The 15,817-nt window shown below is 71.7% G+C and carries 16 protein-coding genes; 7 read left to right on the top strand and 9 right to left on the bottom strand.

Annotated elements, in window-relative coordinates:
• Position 1 precedes the first annotated feature (1 nt).
• Positions 2 to 691 carry an MBL fold metallo-hydrolase gene (locus LQK93_RS17085; protein ID WP_374968959.1) on the top strand — a complete coding sequence of 230 codons (690 nt, stop codon included), beginning with the start codon at positions 2 to 4 and terminating at the stop codon, positions 689 to 691.
• Between the two features lie 97 nt (positions 692 to 788).
• On the opposite strand, the gene LQK93_RS17080 is transcribed toward LQK93_RS17085, so the two are convergent.
• Positions 789 to 1,106 carry a hypothetical protein gene (locus LQK93_RS17080; RefSeq protein WP_374968958.1) on the bottom strand — a complete coding sequence of 106 codons (318 nt, stop codon included), beginning with the start codon at positions 1,104 to 1,106 and terminating at the stop codon, positions 789 to 791.
• 131 nt (positions 1,107 to 1,237) lie between these two features.
• Between LQK93_RS17080 and LQK93_RS17075 the strand changes: the two genes are divergently transcribed.
• The 6 genes from LQK93_RS17075 to LQK93_RS17050 all read left to right on the top strand — a co-directional run bounded on the left by LQK93_RS17075 (position 1,238) and on the right by LQK93_RS17050 (position 6,385).
• Positions 1,238 to 2,035, top strand: coding sequence for a C40 family peptidase (locus LQK93_RS17075; protein WP_374968957.1), 798 nt, complete (start codon positions 1,238 to 1,240; stop codon positions 2,033 to 2,035).
• Positions 2,032 to 2,907, top strand: a complete 876-nt coding sequence (locus LQK93_RS17070) for a DMT family transporter (protein ID WP_374968956.1) — start codon at positions 2,032 to 2,034, stop codon at positions 2,905 to 2,907. Before LQK93_RS17075 ends, LQK93_RS17070 begins: the two co-directional genes overlap by 4 nt.
• Positions 2,908 to 2,988: 81 nt before the next feature.
• Positions 2,989 to 4,362, top strand: a complete 1,374-nt coding sequence (locus LQK93_RS17065; protein ID WP_374968955.1) for an MFS transporter — start codon at positions 2,989 to 2,991, stop codon at positions 4,360 to 4,362.
• A gap of 185 nt (positions 4,363 to 4,547) precedes the next feature.
• Positions 4,548 to 5,084 carry a DUF1990 family protein gene (locus LQK93_RS17060; RefSeq protein ID WP_374968954.1) on the top strand — a complete coding sequence of 179 codons (537 nt, stop codon included), beginning with the start codon at positions 4,548 to 4,550 and terminating at the stop codon, positions 5,082 to 5,084.
• 49 nt (positions 5,085 to 5,133) lie between these two features.
• Positions 5,134 to 5,790, top strand: coding sequence for a maleylpyruvate isomerase N-terminal domain-containing protein (locus LQK93_RS17055; RefSeq protein ID WP_374968953.1), 657 nt, complete (start codon positions 5,134 to 5,136; stop codon positions 5,788 to 5,790).
• A 334-nt stretch (positions 5,791 to 6,124) separates the two neighbouring features.
• A complete protein-coding gene (locus LQK93_RS17050) occupies positions 6,125 to 6,385 on the top strand; it encodes a hypothetical protein (protein ID WP_374968952.1) in 261 nt (86 codons plus the stop codon).
• A 45-nt stretch (positions 6,386 to 6,430) separates the two neighbouring features.
• Here the strand turns inward: LQK93_RS17050 and LQK93_RS17045 are convergent, their stop codons facing one another.
• The 8 genes from LQK93_RS17045 to LQK93_RS17010 all read right to left on the bottom strand — a co-directional run bounded on the left by LQK93_RS17045 (position 6,431) and on the right by LQK93_RS17010 (position 15,431).
• A complete protein-coding gene (locus tag LQK93_RS17045) occupies positions 6,431 to 7,978 on the bottom strand; it encodes a hypothetical protein (protein WP_374968951.1) in 1,548 nt (515 codons plus the stop codon).
• 168 nt (positions 7,979 to 8,146) lie between these two features.
• The gene (locus LQK93_RS17040; RefSeq protein ID WP_374968950.1) at positions 8,147 to 9,169 is read right to left on the bottom strand and encodes a TerC family protein; all 1,023 of its coding nucleotides are present in this window, start codon (positions 9,167 to 9,169) and stop codon (positions 8,147 to 8,149) included.
• Between the two features lie 228 nt (positions 9,170 to 9,397).
• Positions 9,398 to 9,760 (bottom strand): MmcQ/YjbR family DNA-binding protein, encoded by a 363-nt coding sequence (locus LQK93_RS17035; RefSeq protein ID WP_374968949.1) that lies wholly within the window; start codon positions 9,758 to 9,760, stop codon positions 9,398 to 9,400.
• A gap of 12 nt (positions 9,761 to 9,772) precedes the next feature.
• Positions 9,773 to 11,887: an excinuclease ABC subunit UvrB gene (uvrB, locus tag LQK93_RS17030; RefSeq protein WP_374968948.1), complete on the bottom strand. Its 2,115-nt coding sequence runs from the start codon at positions 11,885 to 11,887 to the stop codon at positions 9,773 to 9,775.
• Between the two features lie 71 nt (positions 11,888 to 11,958).
• Positions 11,959 to 13,008 (bottom strand): biotin/lipoate A/B protein ligase family protein, encoded by a 1,050-nt coding sequence (locus LQK93_RS17025; RefSeq protein WP_374968947.1) that lies wholly within the window; start codon positions 13,006 to 13,008, stop codon positions 11,959 to 11,961.
• 84 nt (positions 13,009 to 13,092) lie between these two features.
• Complete coding sequence (gene coaE, locus LQK93_RS17020) at positions 13,093 to 14,301, bottom strand: dephospho-CoA kinase (RefSeq protein WP_374968946.1); 1,209 nt, start codon at positions 14,299 to 14,301, stop codon at positions 13,093 to 13,095.
• Between the two features lie 4 nt (positions 14,302 to 14,305).
• The gene (locus LQK93_RS17015; RefSeq protein WP_374968945.1) at positions 14,306 to 14,767 is read right to left on the bottom strand and encodes a PPOX class F420-dependent oxidoreductase; all 462 of its coding nucleotides are present in this window, start codon (positions 14,765 to 14,767) and stop codon (positions 14,306 to 14,308) included.
• 1 nt (position 14,768) lies between these two features.
• Positions 14,769 to 15,431, bottom strand: coding sequence for a TetR/AcrR family transcriptional regulator (locus LQK93_RS17010; protein WP_374968944.1), 663 nt, complete (start codon positions 15,429 to 15,431; stop codon positions 14,769 to 14,771).
• Positions 15,432 to 15,817: the final 386 nt, after the last annotated feature.

The raw sequence follows: 15,817 nt of genomic DNA, 5'->3' as shown, positions 1-15,817 counted from the left end.
CGTGACCGAGAACCCCGAGCACTCCCCCGCCGACTACACCGGCCACGTGACCGCGGGCGGCCCGCCCGCGGTCCGCGAGCTGCCTGCTCTGACCATCCGCAAGGTCGAGGTCGGCGGCTTCGGCAACAACGCCTACCTGCTGACCTGTCGCGCCACCGGCGAGCAGCTGCTCGTCGACGCGGCGGCCGAGCCCGACCGGCTCCGGTCGCTCGTCAGCTCCACCAGCGGCGGCCTGGCCACGATCGTCACCACCCACTCGCACCACGACCACGTCGGGGCGCTCGCCGAGCTCGTCGACGCGACGGGAGCCCGGACGGTGGCCGGGGCCGACGACGCCGACGCGCTGCCCGTCCCCGTCGACGTGCGCGTCGGGCAGGGCGACACCGTCTCCGTGGGCGATGTCGACCTCGGCGTCATCCACCTGCGCGGGCACACGCCCGGCTCGATCGCGCTCGCCTACGCCGACCCGGACGGCCACACCCACCTCTTCACCGGCGACAGCCTCTTTCCCGGCGGGGTGGGCAACACGAAGAACCCGGGCCAGAGCTTCGACTCGCTCATCGAGGACGTCACGAGGCGAGTCTTCGACGTCTACGACGACGACACGTGGTTCTACCCCGGCCACGGCGACGACTCGACGCTCGGCGCCGAGCGACCGCACCTGCCCGAGTGGCGCGCCCGCGGCTGGTGACCGCTGACCCCGCCTGACGGCATACGCCATCGAAACCGCGAGGTCATCGAGCACGTATGCCGTCCCGCCGGTTCCCGACCGCTCGCCCGCGAGGTGCCTACTGGGCGTCCTCGAGGTCCGAGCTGGGGTTGGTGTCGAGCTCGGAGATCAGCGACTCGAGCTCCGACCGGAGGAACTCGAGGTCGTCGGGCACGTTCGTCAACAGGATGTGCCGGCGCGGGTTGTGGGCGACGCAGAGCCCGACACCGAGGCGGGAGCGTCCGTGCCGCTCGCGCCATGCGCGCTCGAGATCGGGACCACCGGTCCAGTCGACCGGGGCGTGGAGCCAGCCCTTCACGTCCACGAGATCGCCGTCCGGGCCGTGACGACGGTTCTTCGGGGGATCGAATCCCTCGAGGGTGATCCGCTCTTCCATACCTCTGACGGTACGGCTCCGGGCGCCTCACGGCCAGAGCTCGAGCGGCTCTGGCCCCCTGAGTGGGTGAGCAGACACGCCCAGTCCCACCGGGCGCCGCGGTGTCGCCGGCTGGTGCGAGGATGTCGGGCGTGAGCTCGCCCGTCGCCGTCCCCGCCGCCGTCCGTCCCACGCACCTCGTTCGCGTTCCCGTGACGACCGTCTGGTCCGCGCCGGACAGCCCGCGCCCCGTCGACGAGCCGATCGTGCGCGACGTCCCGGACGCCCGGGAGTGGCTCGCCGCCCTCGACGCCAACGCCGGCGACGACGAGTCGGGCAACGGCCGTCTGGGCCTGCACGGCCGGGTCGAGACCCAGCTGCTCGAGGACGAGCCGGTGACCGTCGTCGGCACCGACCCGTCGGGCTCGTGGGCCCAGGTCGTCGCGCCGTGGCAGCTCTCCCCCAAGGACGAGCGCGGCTACCCCGGCTGGGTGCCCGCCGCACACCTGGCTTCTGTGGTGGCGGAGCACTCCCCACCCGCGCCCCCACCACACCCCGCGCCCGGGTCCGTCGACGACGACGCCACGCACCCCGCCGTGGCCGAGGCCCGGCGCCACCTCGGGCTTCCCTACCTCTGGTGCGGCACCACCCCGCTCGGCTTCGACTGCTCGGGCCTGGTCCTGCACGCGTGGCGGCTGCTCGGCCTCGTCGTCGCGCGCGACGCCTACGCCCAGGCCGAGTCCGCTACTCCGATCGACCTCGACAGCGTCCAGCCGGGCGACCTCTACTTCTTCGCCCGTCCCGGGCGACGCATCCACCACGTCGGCATCGTCGTTCGTCCCGGGCGGATGGTGCACGCGTCCGAGACCGGCGGCGTGCTCGTCGAGGAGGACCTGCCCGCCGACCGCGTCGCCACGCTGGTCGCTGCCGGGCGCCTGCCGACGCCGTGAGCGTCGACCAGCGCACCGCACCCCTTCTGGTCCTCGGCGGAGTCGTCTCCGTCCAGTTCGGCGGCGCCCTGGCCGCCACGCTGGTCCCACGCATCGGCGCCCCGGGATCGGTCCTGCTCCGGCTGCTCTTCGCGATGGTGATCCTGTGCCTGGTCGCCCGCCCCTCCTGGCGCGGGCACCGGCGGTCGGACTGGGGCACCGTCACGCTCTTCGGGCTGGCCCTCGCCGCGATGAACACCTCGTTCTACGCCTCCCTCGCCCACCTTCCGATCGGGGTCGCCGTGACGGTCGAGTTCCTCGGCCCGTTGGGGCTCGCTGCGGCAGCGAGCCGACGGGCCCGGGACCTCCTTGCGGTGGCAGCGGCGGCCCTCGGGGTCGTGCTCGTGTCGGGGGTGCTGCACACCTCGTGGGCGCAGCTCGACCTCGCCGGGGTGGGTTTCGCCGCGCTCGCGGGGGTGATGTGGGCGGCCTACATCGTGCTGAGCCAGCGCACGGGCAGGGTGTTCGGCGGCCTCGACGGGCTGGCGCTCGCCCTCGTCGTCTCCACCGTCGTGATCGCCCCCCTCGGGCTGTCCTCGGTCGACCGGTGGAGCGCGCGCGACGTCGCCCTCGGGCTCGGCATCGCTGTCCTCTCGTCGGTCCTGCCCTACTCCCTCGAGCTCATGGCCCTGCGCCATCTCGCGCAGCGAGTGTTCGGCATCCTGCTCAGCCTCGAGCCCGTCGTCGCGGCGCTGGCCGGCCTCGTGGTGCTGCACCAGGTGCTCGCGGGCGGCCAGGTCGCGGGGATGGCGCTCGTCGTGCTGGCCAGCGCCATCGTGCTCGGCACGCAGACGCGCCCGGAGACTCCGGACGCAGCGCTCGGTCCCGGCTGATGGGCGCTCCCGCCGGGACGCTCCCGGGCGGCCCCGCGCCTCGCTTGACCTCGACCGCGCTCGAGGTCATACGTTCGACGCATGGACTCGAGCACGATGCGCCCTGACGCCCGGGTCGCCGTCCCCGACGAGGGCGGCGGGATCCTCTCCCCGGCGCTGCGCGCCACCACCGTCGGCGTGCTGGCGCTCGTCTCGCTGCACGCCTTCGAGGCCCTCGCCCTGACGACCGTCATGCCGACCATCGCGCGAGAGCTCGACGGGGCCTCGCTCTATGCCATGGCCTTCACCGCGACGCTCGCAGCCGGCATCGTCAGCATCGTCTGGTCGGGCAACCTCGCCGACCGGCACGGCCCGCGCCCGCCCCTGCTCATCGGACTGTGCCTCTTCGCTGCCGGCCTGGTCGTGGCGGGCCTCGCCCCGTCGATGGCCCTGCTCGTCGTCGCCCGCGTGGTGCAGGGCCTGGGCGCCGGCATGACGAGCACCGCACTCTACGTCCTCGTGACCCGCGTCTACCCCCAGCGCCTGCACACCGCGATCCTCGCCGGCTTCTCGGCCGCCTGGGTGGTGCCGTCGGTCGCCGGCCCGTTCGTGGCCGGCCTGATCGCGCAGACCATCGGGTGGCGGTGGGTCTTCGGCCTGGCCCTCGTGGTGCTGGTCGTCGCCGCGGCCCTGCTCGGGCGCATCGTCAGCGGCCTGAGACAGGAGCCGGTCGACGTGCCGTGGCGCTGCCGCTCCATCGCCGCCTCGGTCCTGCTCGCAGCCGCCGTGCTCGGCCTCAACGCCGCCTCCGACCGACTCGACGCGTTCGGCATCACCCTCGCCGTGATCGCGGTGGTCCTCGTGGGCCTGACGCTGCTGCCACTGACGCCGCGCGGCACCCTGCGCGCGGCGCGCGGCCTGCCCACCGACATCGCCCTGCGTGCGCTGGCCTTCGCCGCCTTCAGCGGAGCCGAGGTCTACCTCCCCCGCCTGCTGACGGACCGCGACGGGCTGAGCCCCGCCCTGGCCGGCGTCGCCCTGAGCATCACCGGCGTCACGTGGTTCGCCGGGTCCTGGGTGCAGGGCCGCTGGGACCACCGCTTCGAGGTCGGGCGCACCGCCGCCGTGTCCCTGGCCGCCATCACCCTCAGCCTCGTCGGGCTCGCAGCCGCCGTGGGTGCGTGCGCTCCCACCTGGGTCGTCGTCTCGCTCTTCCCGCTGGTCGGCCTGGGCATCGGCACGCTCTACCCCCGTGTCACGGCGCAGGCCCTCTCGCGCGCCGACGCGACCGAGCAGGGGTTCGTCAGCTCCGCCCTGCAGATCGGCGACTCGTCGGGGGCGGCCACCGCCATCGCCCTTTCGGCCATCGTCTTCGCGGGCACCGGCTCGACTGTGCCCACCGCGTACGCCGCCGTCTTCGCCGTCATGGCCGTCCCGGCCCTGCTCGGCTGGCTCGTCGCCCACCGCGTGCGGTAGGCATCTCGGCAGGCGGCAGGCGGGCGCGCGTTCGTGTCCGGGCCGGCTGTTGCCGCACCCGAAGCGGTCCTCGACACATTCCGACGACGCCGGCACACGGCATACGAGCTGTCGCTGCGCCCGAGTGTGGGGTTCGGCCGGTCGGGTGGTTTTTGTTTCGCCGGGCCCGCGGGGACGATAGGAGCATGACGGTCAAACCCCTCGGGCAGGAGCAGTCAGCCGCCCTGCGGGCGGAACCGCTGACCTACCCGCGAGACGCCGTCGCCGAGGCCGGCCCCCCGCCGCCGGGCTACCGGCACTTCGAGAGGAGCGTGCGGCTGCAGCGGCGGGACTTCGAGGGCGCGGCAAGGGACCTGGCCGCCTGGCGGGCGCACGACCGGGCCGGTCTCCAGGTCCGCGCGTCCGGCACCGCGGCACGGCTGGGCACGGTCGTGGAGCTCCGTCTGGGCGTCGGACGCCTCGGGGTCAGGATCCCGTGTCGGGTGGTCGAGGTCTTCGAAGAGCCGGACCGCAGGGGCTTCGCCTACGGCACCCTGCCCGGGCACCCGGAGTCGGGCGAGGAGCGGTTCGTCCTCGAGCGACAGCCGGACGGCACCATCCGTTTCACGGTGGCCGCCGTCTCCCGGCACGCCTCCCCGCTCGCGCGGCTGGGGGGCCCGGTCAGCCGGTGGGTCCAGGACGGGATGACCCGGCGCTACCTCCACGCGCTGGACCGGATGTGAGCACGCGTCGGGGCCGCCGGCGCGGGAGCCCAAGCGTAGGGTCCGTCGCGTGAGACAGCTCTCCTTCCCGCACGAGCAGGCCGTCGAGCGTCTCGGCCGACAGGTCCGCGAGTTCGTCGCCGCGGTCGGCTCGGCGGGCGACCTGGAGCTGCTCGGTCCCTCGCCGTGCCACGGGTGGAGTCGGCTCGATGTCGTCGTGCACGTGCGGATGGGACTGCAGGAGATGGCGCTCGGGACGGTCGCCGGCCGGGCCGAGGAGCCCGACCGCGACGCGGCGTCCTACTGGGCGGACCACCAGGACGACCGGGACGACGACCCGGTGGCCCACATCCTGTGGCTGCGCCGGACGGCGGCCGCCTACAGCCGCCCGGCGGCTGCCGTCACCCACCTTCGGGACGTGGCCGACTTCGCGGTCCGCGCCGTGCAGACCATGCCGGAGGGGACCGTCGCCTTCCAGGGCAAGCACCTGCGCAGCGGTGACTTCCTGGCCACCTGGGTGGTCGAGCTGGCCGTCCACCAGCTGGATCTCGACCTGGCCGAGGACAGCCCGTCGGGGCTGGCGTGGACGCGGGCGACCCTCGAGGCCGTCGCCGGGGCAGAGCTGCCCGCCGCCCTCGACGACCGGGATGCCGTGCTCGTCGGGCTCGGACGCCAGCAGCCCCCGCCGTCCGCGCAGCCGGGTCCGGCGTTCCCGGTCTCGCTCTGAGCGTTGGGGCTCGGTGACCGGTCGGTGACCCTGCCGGTGTCAGGCATGATGACCGGCTCGATGACCGGCTCGATGACCGGCTCGATGACCGGCCCCTGACTGGTCGACCGGGCCTGTCGACCGACCCGCACCCCACCTTCGGCCGAACCCATGGCCCGGTTCGGGACCTAGGTCCCTGTCGCGAGGGGCACTGGATCCGTAGGTTCTTCGATCAGCACCTCGCACGAAGCTGGGACGCGACGCGGACCATCCCGACCGGAGCCGCCGCGGCCAGCCTGACCCCTCGATAGACACCTACGCCCGGCTGTGAGCAGCCTTGGCATTGGAGTAGCGCATGACGATTGCACCGAACCTGCCCACCACCACCAGCTCGGACGACACGGCGCAGCAGTTGTCGACGATGAGCATCCGCGAGCTGATCGGCGCCCTGAGCGCCACCGAGGACCGCTTGCGCCACCTGCCCATCTTCGTCCCGTTCGGCGGGCGGCTCGTCACCAACCCCGAGCGTCGCCTGCTGCTGCGTCGCCAGCGGATGGTGATCGCGAACCTGCGCAGGCGCCGTGCCACACACCGAGCCACCATGGCGGCCCACTAGGACGGACCGCAGCCTCGCTGGGCGGCGTGCCGGTACTGCTCGGCACTATCTCGGGCTCGTGGCCGAGGCGGCACCGGTCGCGACCGTGGCGGTCGACTCGCCATCGAAGATCCACGCGGGCGGGTCGGGCACGAGCACGCCGACGACGTGAGGACCGTTCCCGACGCGACCCAGGTCCACGACGGGACCGGATGCGGCCCGGGCGATGAGCTGCCGGCACTCCGCAGGTCGGCACCAGTCCGGGAGCAGTCCGTCCTGGTGAGCGCGGATGGCCATCCGCATGGTGCCGGCCATGATGCCGCCCTCGCGTGAGTGGCGCAGGGCCGGGTCCATGTAGACGACGACGAACGGTCGCTCGCCGTCGGCGCCGACGCGCGTGGCCTGTGCGGCGATCGCGGCGTACTCGCCTCGCGTCACTTGGTGCTCGCCCACGTCGGACCGCCAGGTGACGACCCCGGCAACGGCGAGGACCGCCAGTGCCACAGCGCCGACGCGGTCGCTCGGGAGGCCGCGCCGCGTGCCGCCTCCCGCGCCCTCCCGACTGCGCAGGAGCAGCAGGGCGACGGGAAGCACGGCGACGTACCAGGTCCAGAGCTCGCCCCGGGAGTCGGTGACCACACCCGTCACGAGCACCTGAGCCGCGTCGATGCCGCCGGCGACGGCCAGGGCAGCGAGCAGGCGCAGCAGGCGCGGACGCACCGCGGCGTCGCGCAGGCCGAGTGCGACCGCGATGACCGCGACGACCGCGACCCACCACTGTGCGGCCCACAGGGTGGCAGCAGCCTGCGCCCAGCGTCCGGTGTTCGTGACCAGGGCATCCCACGACGTGAGCGGGTTGGGGTTGCGCCAGTAGGCGATCTTGATGCCGAAGTAGTCGTTGCCGATCCAGTTCAGCAGGTACGCGACGCCGACTCCGAGAGCGAAGCACGCCACCCAGCCCGCCAGAACGGCCAGCACGCGTCGCCACGACGCCTGGCGCAGCAGCACGACGCCGAAGAGCACGAGCAGCACGCCGACAGGCGGGTAGGTCAGCACGACGCAGACCTCGGATACGACCAGCCACAGGACGAGCCGCAGGCGCGAGCGTGCCGCCCAGGGCAGTGCCCACACCGCAGCGGCCGCGACGAGCACGGAGGCTGTCAGCGCGCCCGGCCAGTAGAGCAACTGGACCCACACCGCGGAGGCGTAGAGGGCCAGTCCGAGCAGTGCGTCGACCAGCGGCCTCGGGCGGATGCCTGCGAGGTGCAGCGCGCGCCAGAGCCCGGCAACCAGCAGCGCGTAGCCCACGGCATACGTGATGGCGGCGGAGGTCGGGGTGCCGTGCTGGCCGACCACGGCCCACCACAGGTGGTTGAGCCAGCGTCCCTCGTAGAGGTCGTGCTCGGCGACAGAGGTGACGCCAGGGGTGTTCGCCGGCACCAGGAAGGGCCAGTCGTCGTGTCGGATGAACGGTGTCACGGCCTGGTTGAACGCCTCGGTCAGCACGAGGGCCACCGCGAGGACGGCAGGAACGAGATAGCGCCGGCGCGTCGGCCGGGGGTCGACGCGGTGTGAGGCCCCGGTGGCGGTGGGGGCGAGCGTGCTGGTCGTCATGAGGTGGTCGTCATGGTGCCGCCGTCGGGATCTCGTGGGTCGTCATCGTGGGAGGGACTGGTCTTCACGTACGGGATACCCGGCCGGGGCTGGGTAGCATCCGCACGGTAGCGGCCCGACCTGGGACGGAGCGCAGAGGTCCCGGCGTCGGCGCCCGGTGGGGGCGGGTCAGGGCGCGTCGTGGGACGCCTCGGAGGCCGCCACGGTCCGGCTCTCCAGGCGCGCGTCCCGCCTGGACTTCCAGAGGCTGGCCACGGTGGTGACACCGAGGATCACGACGATCGCGCCGAGCGAGACGAGGATCGGGATGTCCGGGACGCCCTCGATCGGCCGGCCGCCGTTGATGAAGGGCAGGTTGTTCTCGTGCAGGGCGTGCAAGACGAGCTTGACGCCGATGAAGGCGAGCAGCACGGCCAGGCCGATGCTGAGGTAGACGAGCTTCTTCAGCAGGCCGCCGATGAGGAAGTAGAGCTGCCGCAGCCCCATCAGGGCGAAGATGTTGGCCGTGAGGACGAGGAACGGCTCCTTCGTCAGGCCGTAGATCGCCGGGATGGAGTCGAGGGCGAAGAGCAGGTCGGTCGTGCCCAGCGCGAGGATGACGATGAGCAGCGGCGTGATGAGGCGCTTGCCGCCCTCGAGGACCGTGAGCCGGGTGCCGTTCCACTCCTTGGTGGCCGGGAAGCGCTTCTCGATCCACAGCAGGAACCGGTTCTCGTGGTACTCGTCGTCGTCGCTCTCCCCCTCCGTCGCGAGCTTGACCGCGGTGTAGACGAGGAAGGCGCCGAAGATGTAGAAGACCCACGAGTAGGCGTTGATGACGACCGCGCCGAGGGCGATGAAGATGCCGCGCAGGATGATCGCGATGATGATGCCGACCATCAAGGCCGACTGCTGCAGCTTCTGCGGCACCTTGAAGCTGGCCATGATGAGCAGGAAGACGAAGAGGTTGTCGACCGACAGGGAGTACTCGGTCAGCCACCCGGCGTAGAACTCACCGGCGAACTGCCCGCCCCACTCGAACCAGACGAAGAGTCCGAAGAGCACAGCGGCGGTCACGTAGAACGCGAGGTGACGACCGGCCTCGGCCATCGAGGGCACGTGCGGGCGCCGGGCGATGACGAGGACGTCGACGAGCAGGAACACGGCCATCAGGCCGATCGTGAGGAACCAGCCCCAGGCAGGAACGTTCATGGGCACAACCTTCCGGTCACCAGATCAGCAACCGGAGGTCTCTCCCGCCCGACGCCGTGGCCGGACCGACGGGACCGGGAGCGGCGGTGAGTCCTGCTCCGTGATGACGAGCCCGTCGTGTCGGGGATACTCCCCTCCGTGAACGCCTGAGTCTTTCACTACGGGAGGCGCTGCTCAAATCGGGTCCCGACGGGTGAGCGCATCACGTCGACCGGCGCCACCGAGCCGTCACGAGGTGCTGGGGCGTCGGCGGAGGGGCAACCCCGACACGACGATCTCGTAGGAGGTCTCGAGCGCGTCGAGCAGCTCGTCCTCCTCGATCGCTCCCGTCGTGCGCAGGGTGTTCCACCCGTGCCGGCCGATGTAGGCCATGACGCTCGCGTCGTCGGGATAGCGCTGGAGCCACTCGTCGGCCTCGCTGCGGCTGCGCGCGCACTTGACCCCGATGGACTCGGCTCCGAGGAACACGAAGATCTTGTCGCCCACCTTGGCCACCGTGTCGCCCTCCCAGGGCGAGTCCTCCCAGGCGCCGGGCAGCGCGAGGGCGGCGGCTCGAAGCCGCGCTGCGACGGAACCGTCGACATCTCCCACGTGCTCAGCCCCTCACCGAGTCGCGGCGGTCATCTGCCGCAGCTCCTTCTTGAGCTCGCCGATCTCGTCGCGCAGACGGGCCGCCAGCTCGAAGTGGAGGTCGGCAGCCGCCTGGTGCATCTGCGTGGTGAGCTCCTGGATGAGCCCGGCGAGGTCGGCCGCCGCCATGTCGGCCGGACGGTTGGCCGCGCCGCCGGCCGAGACGCCGACGTCTGCTGCGACCGCACCGCGCCCCGCGCCGCTCCTGCCCCGCGACTGCATGCGTCCGGAGCCCAGCAGCTCCTGGGTGTCGGCGTCCTCGCGCTCGAGCAGGTCGGTGATGTCGGCGATCTTCTTGCGCAGTGGCATCGGGTCGATGCCGCGCTCGAGGTTGTAGGCGATCTGCTTCTCGCGCCGCCGGTTGGTCTCCTCGAGGGCCTGCTCCATGGACGGCGTCATCTTGTCGGCGTACATGTGCACCTGGCCGGAGACGTTGCGTGCGGCTCGACCGATCGTCTGGATGAGCGAGCGGGCCGAGCGCAGGAAGCCCTCCTTGTCGGCGTCGAGGATCGAGACCAGCGACACCTCGGGGAGGTCGAGGCCCTCACGTAGGAGGTTGATGCCGACCAGGACGTCGAAGACGCCGGTGCGCAGCTCGCGCAGCAGCTCGACGCGACGCAGCGTGTCGATGTCGCTGTGGAGGTAGCGCACCCGGATGCCCTTGTCGAGGAGGTAGTCGGTGAGGTCCTCGGCCATCTTCTTCGTGAGCGTGGTGACCAGGACGCGCTCGTCGCGCTTGGTGCGCTCCTGGATCTCGTGCATGAGGTCGTCGATCTGGCCCTTCGTGGGCTTGAGGACCACCTCGGGGTCGACGAGGCCGGTGGGGCGGATGATCTGCTCGACCGGCGGCCCGGACTTGGCCAGCTCGTACTCCCCCGGCGTGGCCGAGAGGTAGATGGTCTGCCCGATGCGCTCGAGGAACTCCTCCCACTTCAGCGGGCGGTTGTCCATCGCGCTCGGCAGCCGGAAGCCGTGCTCGACGAGCATCCGCTTGCGCGACATGTCGCCTTCGTACATCGCGCCGATCTGGGGCACCGTCTGGTGCGACTCGTCGAGGACGAGGAGGAAGTCCTCGGGAAAGTAGTCGAGGAGGCAGTTGGGGGCGGAACCCGCCGTACGGCCGTCGATGTGGCGGCTGTAGTTCTCGATGCCGTTGCAGAAGCCGACCTGGCGCATCATCTCGATGTCGTAGGTCGTGCGCATGCGCAGCCGCTGCGCCTCGAGGAGCTTGCCCTGCTTCTCGAAGAGCGCGAGCTGGTCCTCGAGCTCGAGCTCGATGCCGCGGATCGCCCGCTCCATGCGCTCGGGCCCGGCGACGTAGTGGGAGGCCGGGAAGACGTACATCTCCTGCTCCTCGTTGACGACCTCGCCGGTGATCGGGTGCAGGGTGTAGATGCGCTCGATCTCGTCCCCGAAGAACTCGATGCGGATCGCGAGCTCCTCGTAGACGGGGATGATCTCGACGGTGTCGCCACGGACACGGAAGGTGCCGCGGGTGAAGGCCAGGTCGTTGCGGGTGTACTGCATCTCGACGAAGCGGCGCAGCAGCGTGTCGCGATCGATCTCCTGGCCGACCTTGAGGCGGGCCATGCGGTCGACGTACTCCTGGGGCGTGCCGAGACCGTAGATGCACGACACCGACGCGACGACGATGACGTCCCGACGGGTCAGCAGCGAGTTGGTCGCGGAGTGCCGCAGCCGCTCCACCTCGTCGTTGACCGAGCTGTCCTTCTCGATGTAGGTGTCGGTCTGCGGGATGTACGCCTCGGGCTGGTAGTAGTCGTAGTAGCTGACGAAGTACTCGACGGCGTTGTTGGGCAGCAGCTCGCGGAACTCGTTGGCGAGCTGGGCCGCGAGGGTCTTGTTGGGCGCCATGACCAGCGTCGGCCGCTGGACCTGCTCGATGAGCCACGCCGTGGTGGCGGACTTGCCGGTGCCGGTGGCGCCGAGCAGGACGGTGTCGGTGTCGCCCGCCTTGACCCGGCGCGCGAGCTCGGCGATCGCCGCGGGCTGGTCACCGCTCGGCGTGTACTCGGAGATCACCTCGAAGGGTGCCACCGTGCGCTGGAGGTCGGTCGTGGGACGCATGGCTCAACCGTACGTCCCGGCACCGACAGTGCCGACGCCCGCCGACGTCCGCGGTGACCTCGTGTGCGACGTCACGGGACGCGGTGCGTCCACTCGGCGGTCGCGAACTTCTCGTCGACCAGGGTGCGAGCGGCTTCGAGCTCCTCCGGCGTGTAGTCCGAGACGGTCGCCCGGTAGCGCCGGGCGAAGGACGCGGCGAAGGACTCGAGGATGGCGTCACGGGTCATCCCGGTCTGCGTGCGCATCGGGTCGACGCGCTTGTCGGCCGACCTCGTCCCCTTGTCGCTCATCTTCTCCCGGCCGATGCGCAGCACCTCGAGCATCTTGTCGGCGTCGATGTCGTAGGCCATGGTCACGTGGTGCAGCACCGCCCCCGAGGCAAACCGCTTCTGGGCCGCGCCGCCGATCTTGCCCTTGTCGCTGGCGATGTCGTTGAACGGCACGAAGTGGGCGTTGACGCCGATGTCGGCGAGCGCCTCGATGACCCACTCGTCGAGGAAGGAGTAGGACCGCTCGAAGCTCAGGCCCTCGACGAGCGAGGTCGGGACGACCAGCGAGTAGGTGATGGTGTTGCCCGGCTCCATGAACATCGCGCCGCCGCCGGAGACGCGGCGCACCACGTCGATGCCGAGCCGCTGGGCCCCCTCCGGGTCGATCTCGTTGCGGACCGACTGGAACGAGCCGATGACGACCAACGGGCTGTCCCAGTCCCAGAAGCGCAGCGTCGGCGGACGGGTGCCCGCGGCGACGGCGCGCGCGATGACCTCGTCGAGGGCCACGTGAAGCGCCGGGTCGAGCACCGTGGCCGGGATGACCTCGAAGTCGTGGTCGTCCCAGCCGGTCGCCTTGCCCAAGGCACGGCGGATTGCGATACCGATGGACTCGGCCGTGAACCCGATGAGTGCCACGTCGTCGCCGAGGGCGCCGGTCACCGCAGCCGCCAGCTGGTCGACTCCCGCGTCGACCGGCATACCGGTCAGTGCCGCGTTGATGTCGCCGAGCGCCTCGTCGGGCTCGAGGAAGAAGTCGCCCGAGACGCTGACACCGGCCAGCCGGCCGTCGACCTCCTCGACGTCGACCGCCACGAGCTTGCCACCGGGGACCTTGTACTCACCACGCATGTCACGCACAACGCCGCAGACCGCCCGAGTATGCCGCCGGCCTCCCCGCGCACGGGCCGACCGCGGGCGTATGCCGGGTGCCTCCTACCGCGGCCGCCAGTCGGTGCGCTCGGCCCATCGGTTCGCGCGCTGCCAGGCGCCCTCGAACCACGCCTCCTTGGCCGCAACGTAGTCGGACGTCGTCTCGTGCTCGGCCAGCAGCCGGCGCTTCTCCGCGGCGTAGGCGTCCCGTTCGTGGGACTCGTGCCGGAGCCAGTCGCGGAAGAGCAGGGCGAAGCGCCATCCCGCCGAGCCGTGCTCGCGGACGTGCACGTGGACGTGGTTGCCGGGGTCGCAGCCGCCGAGGAAGCGCTTGGCCCAGCCGCCGGGATCGGCACCCTTGGGGTGCGGCGTGTCGCTGTGGTTGCCGTCGGAGAAGACGTAGCCGGCGTCGGCGAGGGCGGCGCGCACGTCGTCGCGGTCGGCATCGGCAAGCCTCCGGACGCCGACCTGCACGTCGATGACGTCCTTGGCGAGGAGTCCGGGCACCGAGGTCGATCCGATGTGCGACACCTCGGTGTCGACGCCGGTGGGCTCGAGGGCCGCAGCGAGCCGCGCGACGACCCGCTCGGCCCGGGCCTCCCAGTCCGGTCGTGGCTCCACGACGCAGTCACTCGCCCGGTCGGGGCGGCGGGACCGGATGCCGGCGGCGAGGTTGGCCTCGTACGGGAGGAGGCGGTCGCGCCAGAGCGCGTCCACAGCGGACACGAGCTCTGCCGGGGAGCCGGAGTTGTCGAGCACCACGTCTGAGACCGCACGCCGCTGCTCGTCTGTGGCCTGGGCGGCAATGCGGTGACGGACGTCCCCCTCGGCGAGACCCCGCTGCTCCACGAGCCGGCGCACCCGGGTCTCGACGTCGGCCTCGACGGCGATGCTCAGGTGCTCGTGGACCCAGAGCCCGCGCTCGACGAGCAACGGCATGTCGTAGACGGAGACGACGCCCGCTGGCACCCGGCCGCGCTGCCGCGCCACCCGCTCGGCGATGGCCGGCCCGGTGATGGCGTCGAGGGCGTCGAGCGCCTCGCCGTCGGGGAACACGATGGCGGCGAGTGCCGCCCGGTCCAGCGTGCCGTCGTCTCGGACGACCCCGTCCCCGAAGCGCTCCCGGATGAGGAGCAACGTCGGCTCCCCCGCCTCGACCACCTCGCGTGCGACAGCGTCGGCGTCGACGACGTGCGCACCCAGCTCGCCCAGCCGGCGCGCCACCGTGGACTTGCCCGACCCGATGCCGCCGGTGACCCCGACCCGCAGCACGCGGTCAGGCCAGCCTGGCGGGGAAGCCGCCACGCGCGACCGGACCCCACCGGGTCGGGGTGACCCGGAGCAGGGACTTGCCCTGGTCGCGCATGGCCTGGCGGTACTCGTCCCAGTCGGGGTGCTCCCCCGAGATGGCGCGGAAGTAGCCGACGAGCGGCTCGACCGACTCGGGCACGTCGATGACCTCGCAGTCGCCGTCGACCTGCACCCACTCCCCGCCGAAGTCGTCGGAGAGCACGAGGACACTCACCTGGGCGCGGCGGCGCGCGTTCGTGGTCTTGGCCCGCTCGGGGTAGGTCGAGATGACGATCCGGCCCTGCTCGTCCACGCCACCGGTGACCGGCGAGGCCTGCGGCCGGCCGTCGGATCGCTCGGTGATGAGCACCATCGAGTGCCGGGGACGCACGAAGTCGAGCATGGCGTCGCGCTCGACCTCGGTGCTGGTCGCGATCTGGCGGGGCATGTCAGTCCTCCTGGGTTGCGATGCTGGCGCGGTCGAACACGGCGACGAGCGCCTCGGCCAGCCAAGCCGCATACATCTGGTGTGTCCAGCCGCACCGACGCACGAAGCGGTCGTAGATCTCCGGGGCCGTGATGGTCCAGACGATGTCGATGACCCGCTCGCGGTCCAGCCGGGGCGGGAGCCCGTGGGCTGCCTCGAGCGCGTCCAATGCGTTCGAGTTGCCGACGCGGCGCTCGCGGTCGATCGTCGCGACGAACTCCTGCAGGCCGGCGTCTCCACCGCCGCCCTGGGCCAGCAGGACGCCCAGCAGCGGGCCGACCCGCTCGTAGATCGTCGCGCACAGGGCGGCATACGCCCGCACGAAACCCTCGCGGTCCGGAGCCTGCGACATGGCCCGGAACTCCGGCCGGTCCTGCATGGCCACGGGGGCGTCGTCGCCGACGAGCATGACGTCGTAGGTGGCCTTGACCACCGCCGACTTGCCCCCGATGGCGTTGTAGACGGTCTGGGCGCTCACGCCGGCCGAGGAGGCGAGGGCACTGACGGACATGGCGTGGTAGCCGTCGCGCAGGAGCATCTCGCGCGCCGCGTCGATGATGCGGCGCCGGGTCTGGAGCGCGGCCTCCGCACGCGACCTGTTGTCGTACGCGCGGTCTGTTGACATCGGTGTCCTTCAAACGCATGATGAGTTCGCTGGAACGGCGTTCTAGCGAATGGGTGGGGTTCAGGGGTCCCCATCCAGCTGCTGCACCGGGGCCGCAGCGTCGACCTCGTCGACGGGGCCACCCCGCCCGTCGTCCTGTCGATGGGCCGAGTGTGCCACGAGCGCCTGAGCCCCGGCCCGCAGGGGCCGCCGGTGCAGCGAGGGGCCGGTCCGTCTCACACGGACCGGCCCCTCGGCTGCGGACCTTTCGACTTTCAGTGGGGCAGCGGCCAGGGCGCGCGACCGCGCCCTCGATCACGCCGAAGAAGGTCCCGACAATCGGCCAGTCGAGCGTTGCTGCGAAGCCGGCAAGCACGCCGCCGAGGGCTCGGATACAGCCGCCGAAT

The sequence above is a fragment of the Terrabacter sp. BE26 genome (assembly GCF_041941675.1).
Taxonomy (GTDB): Bacteria; Actinomycetota; Actinomycetes; order Actinomycetales; family Dermatophilaceae; genus Terrabacter.
The sequence above is the reverse complement of the archived record's forward strand: the minus strand, read 5'-3'. Positions and strand labels throughout refer to the sequence as shown.

What these genes read in the sequence shown, in the direction of transcription:
- LQK93_RS17080 (WP_374968958.1), bottom strand. Translation starts at nt 1,106, where the DNA reads ATGGAAGAGCGGATCACCCTCGAGGGATTCGATCCCCCGAAGAACCGT.
- LQK93_RS17065 (WP_374968955.1), top strand. Translation starts at nt 2,989, where the DNA reads ATGGACTCGAGCACGATGCGCCCTGACGCCCGGGTCGCCGTCCCCGAC.
- LQK93_RS17060 (WP_374968954.1), top strand. Translation starts at nt 4,548, where the DNA reads ATGACGGTCAAACCCCTCGGGCAGGAGCAGTCAGCCGCCCTGCGGGCG.
- LQK93_RS17050 (WP_374968952.1), top strand. Translation starts at nt 6,125, where the DNA reads ATGACGATTGCACCGAACCTGCCCACCACCACCAGCTCGGACGACACG.
- LQK93_RS17045 (WP_374968951.1), bottom strand. Translation starts at nt 7,978, where the DNA reads ATGACGACCAGCACGCTCGCCCCCACCGCCACCGGGGCCTCACACCGC.
- LQK93_RS17040 (WP_374968950.1), bottom strand. Translation starts at nt 9,169, where the DNA reads ATGAACGTTCCTGCCTGGGGCTGGTTCCTCACGATCGGCCTGATGGCC.
- uvrB (WP_374968948.1), bottom strand. Translation starts at nt 11,887, where the DNA reads ATGCGTCCCACGACCGACCTCCAGCGCACGGTGGCACCCTTCGAGGTG.
- LQK93_RS17025 (WP_374968947.1), bottom strand. Translation starts at nt 13,008, where the DNA reads ATGCGTGGTGAGTACAAGGTCCCCGGTGGCAAGCTCGTGGCGGTCGAC.
- LQK93_RS17015 (WP_374968945.1), bottom strand. Translation starts at nt 14,767, where the DNA reads ATGCCCCGCCAGATCGCGACCAGCACCGAGGTCGAGCGCGACGCCATG.
- LQK93_RS17010 (WP_374968944.1), bottom strand. Translation starts at nt 15,431, where the DNA reads ATGTCAACAGACCGCGCGTACGACAACAGGTCGCGTGCGGAGGCCGCG.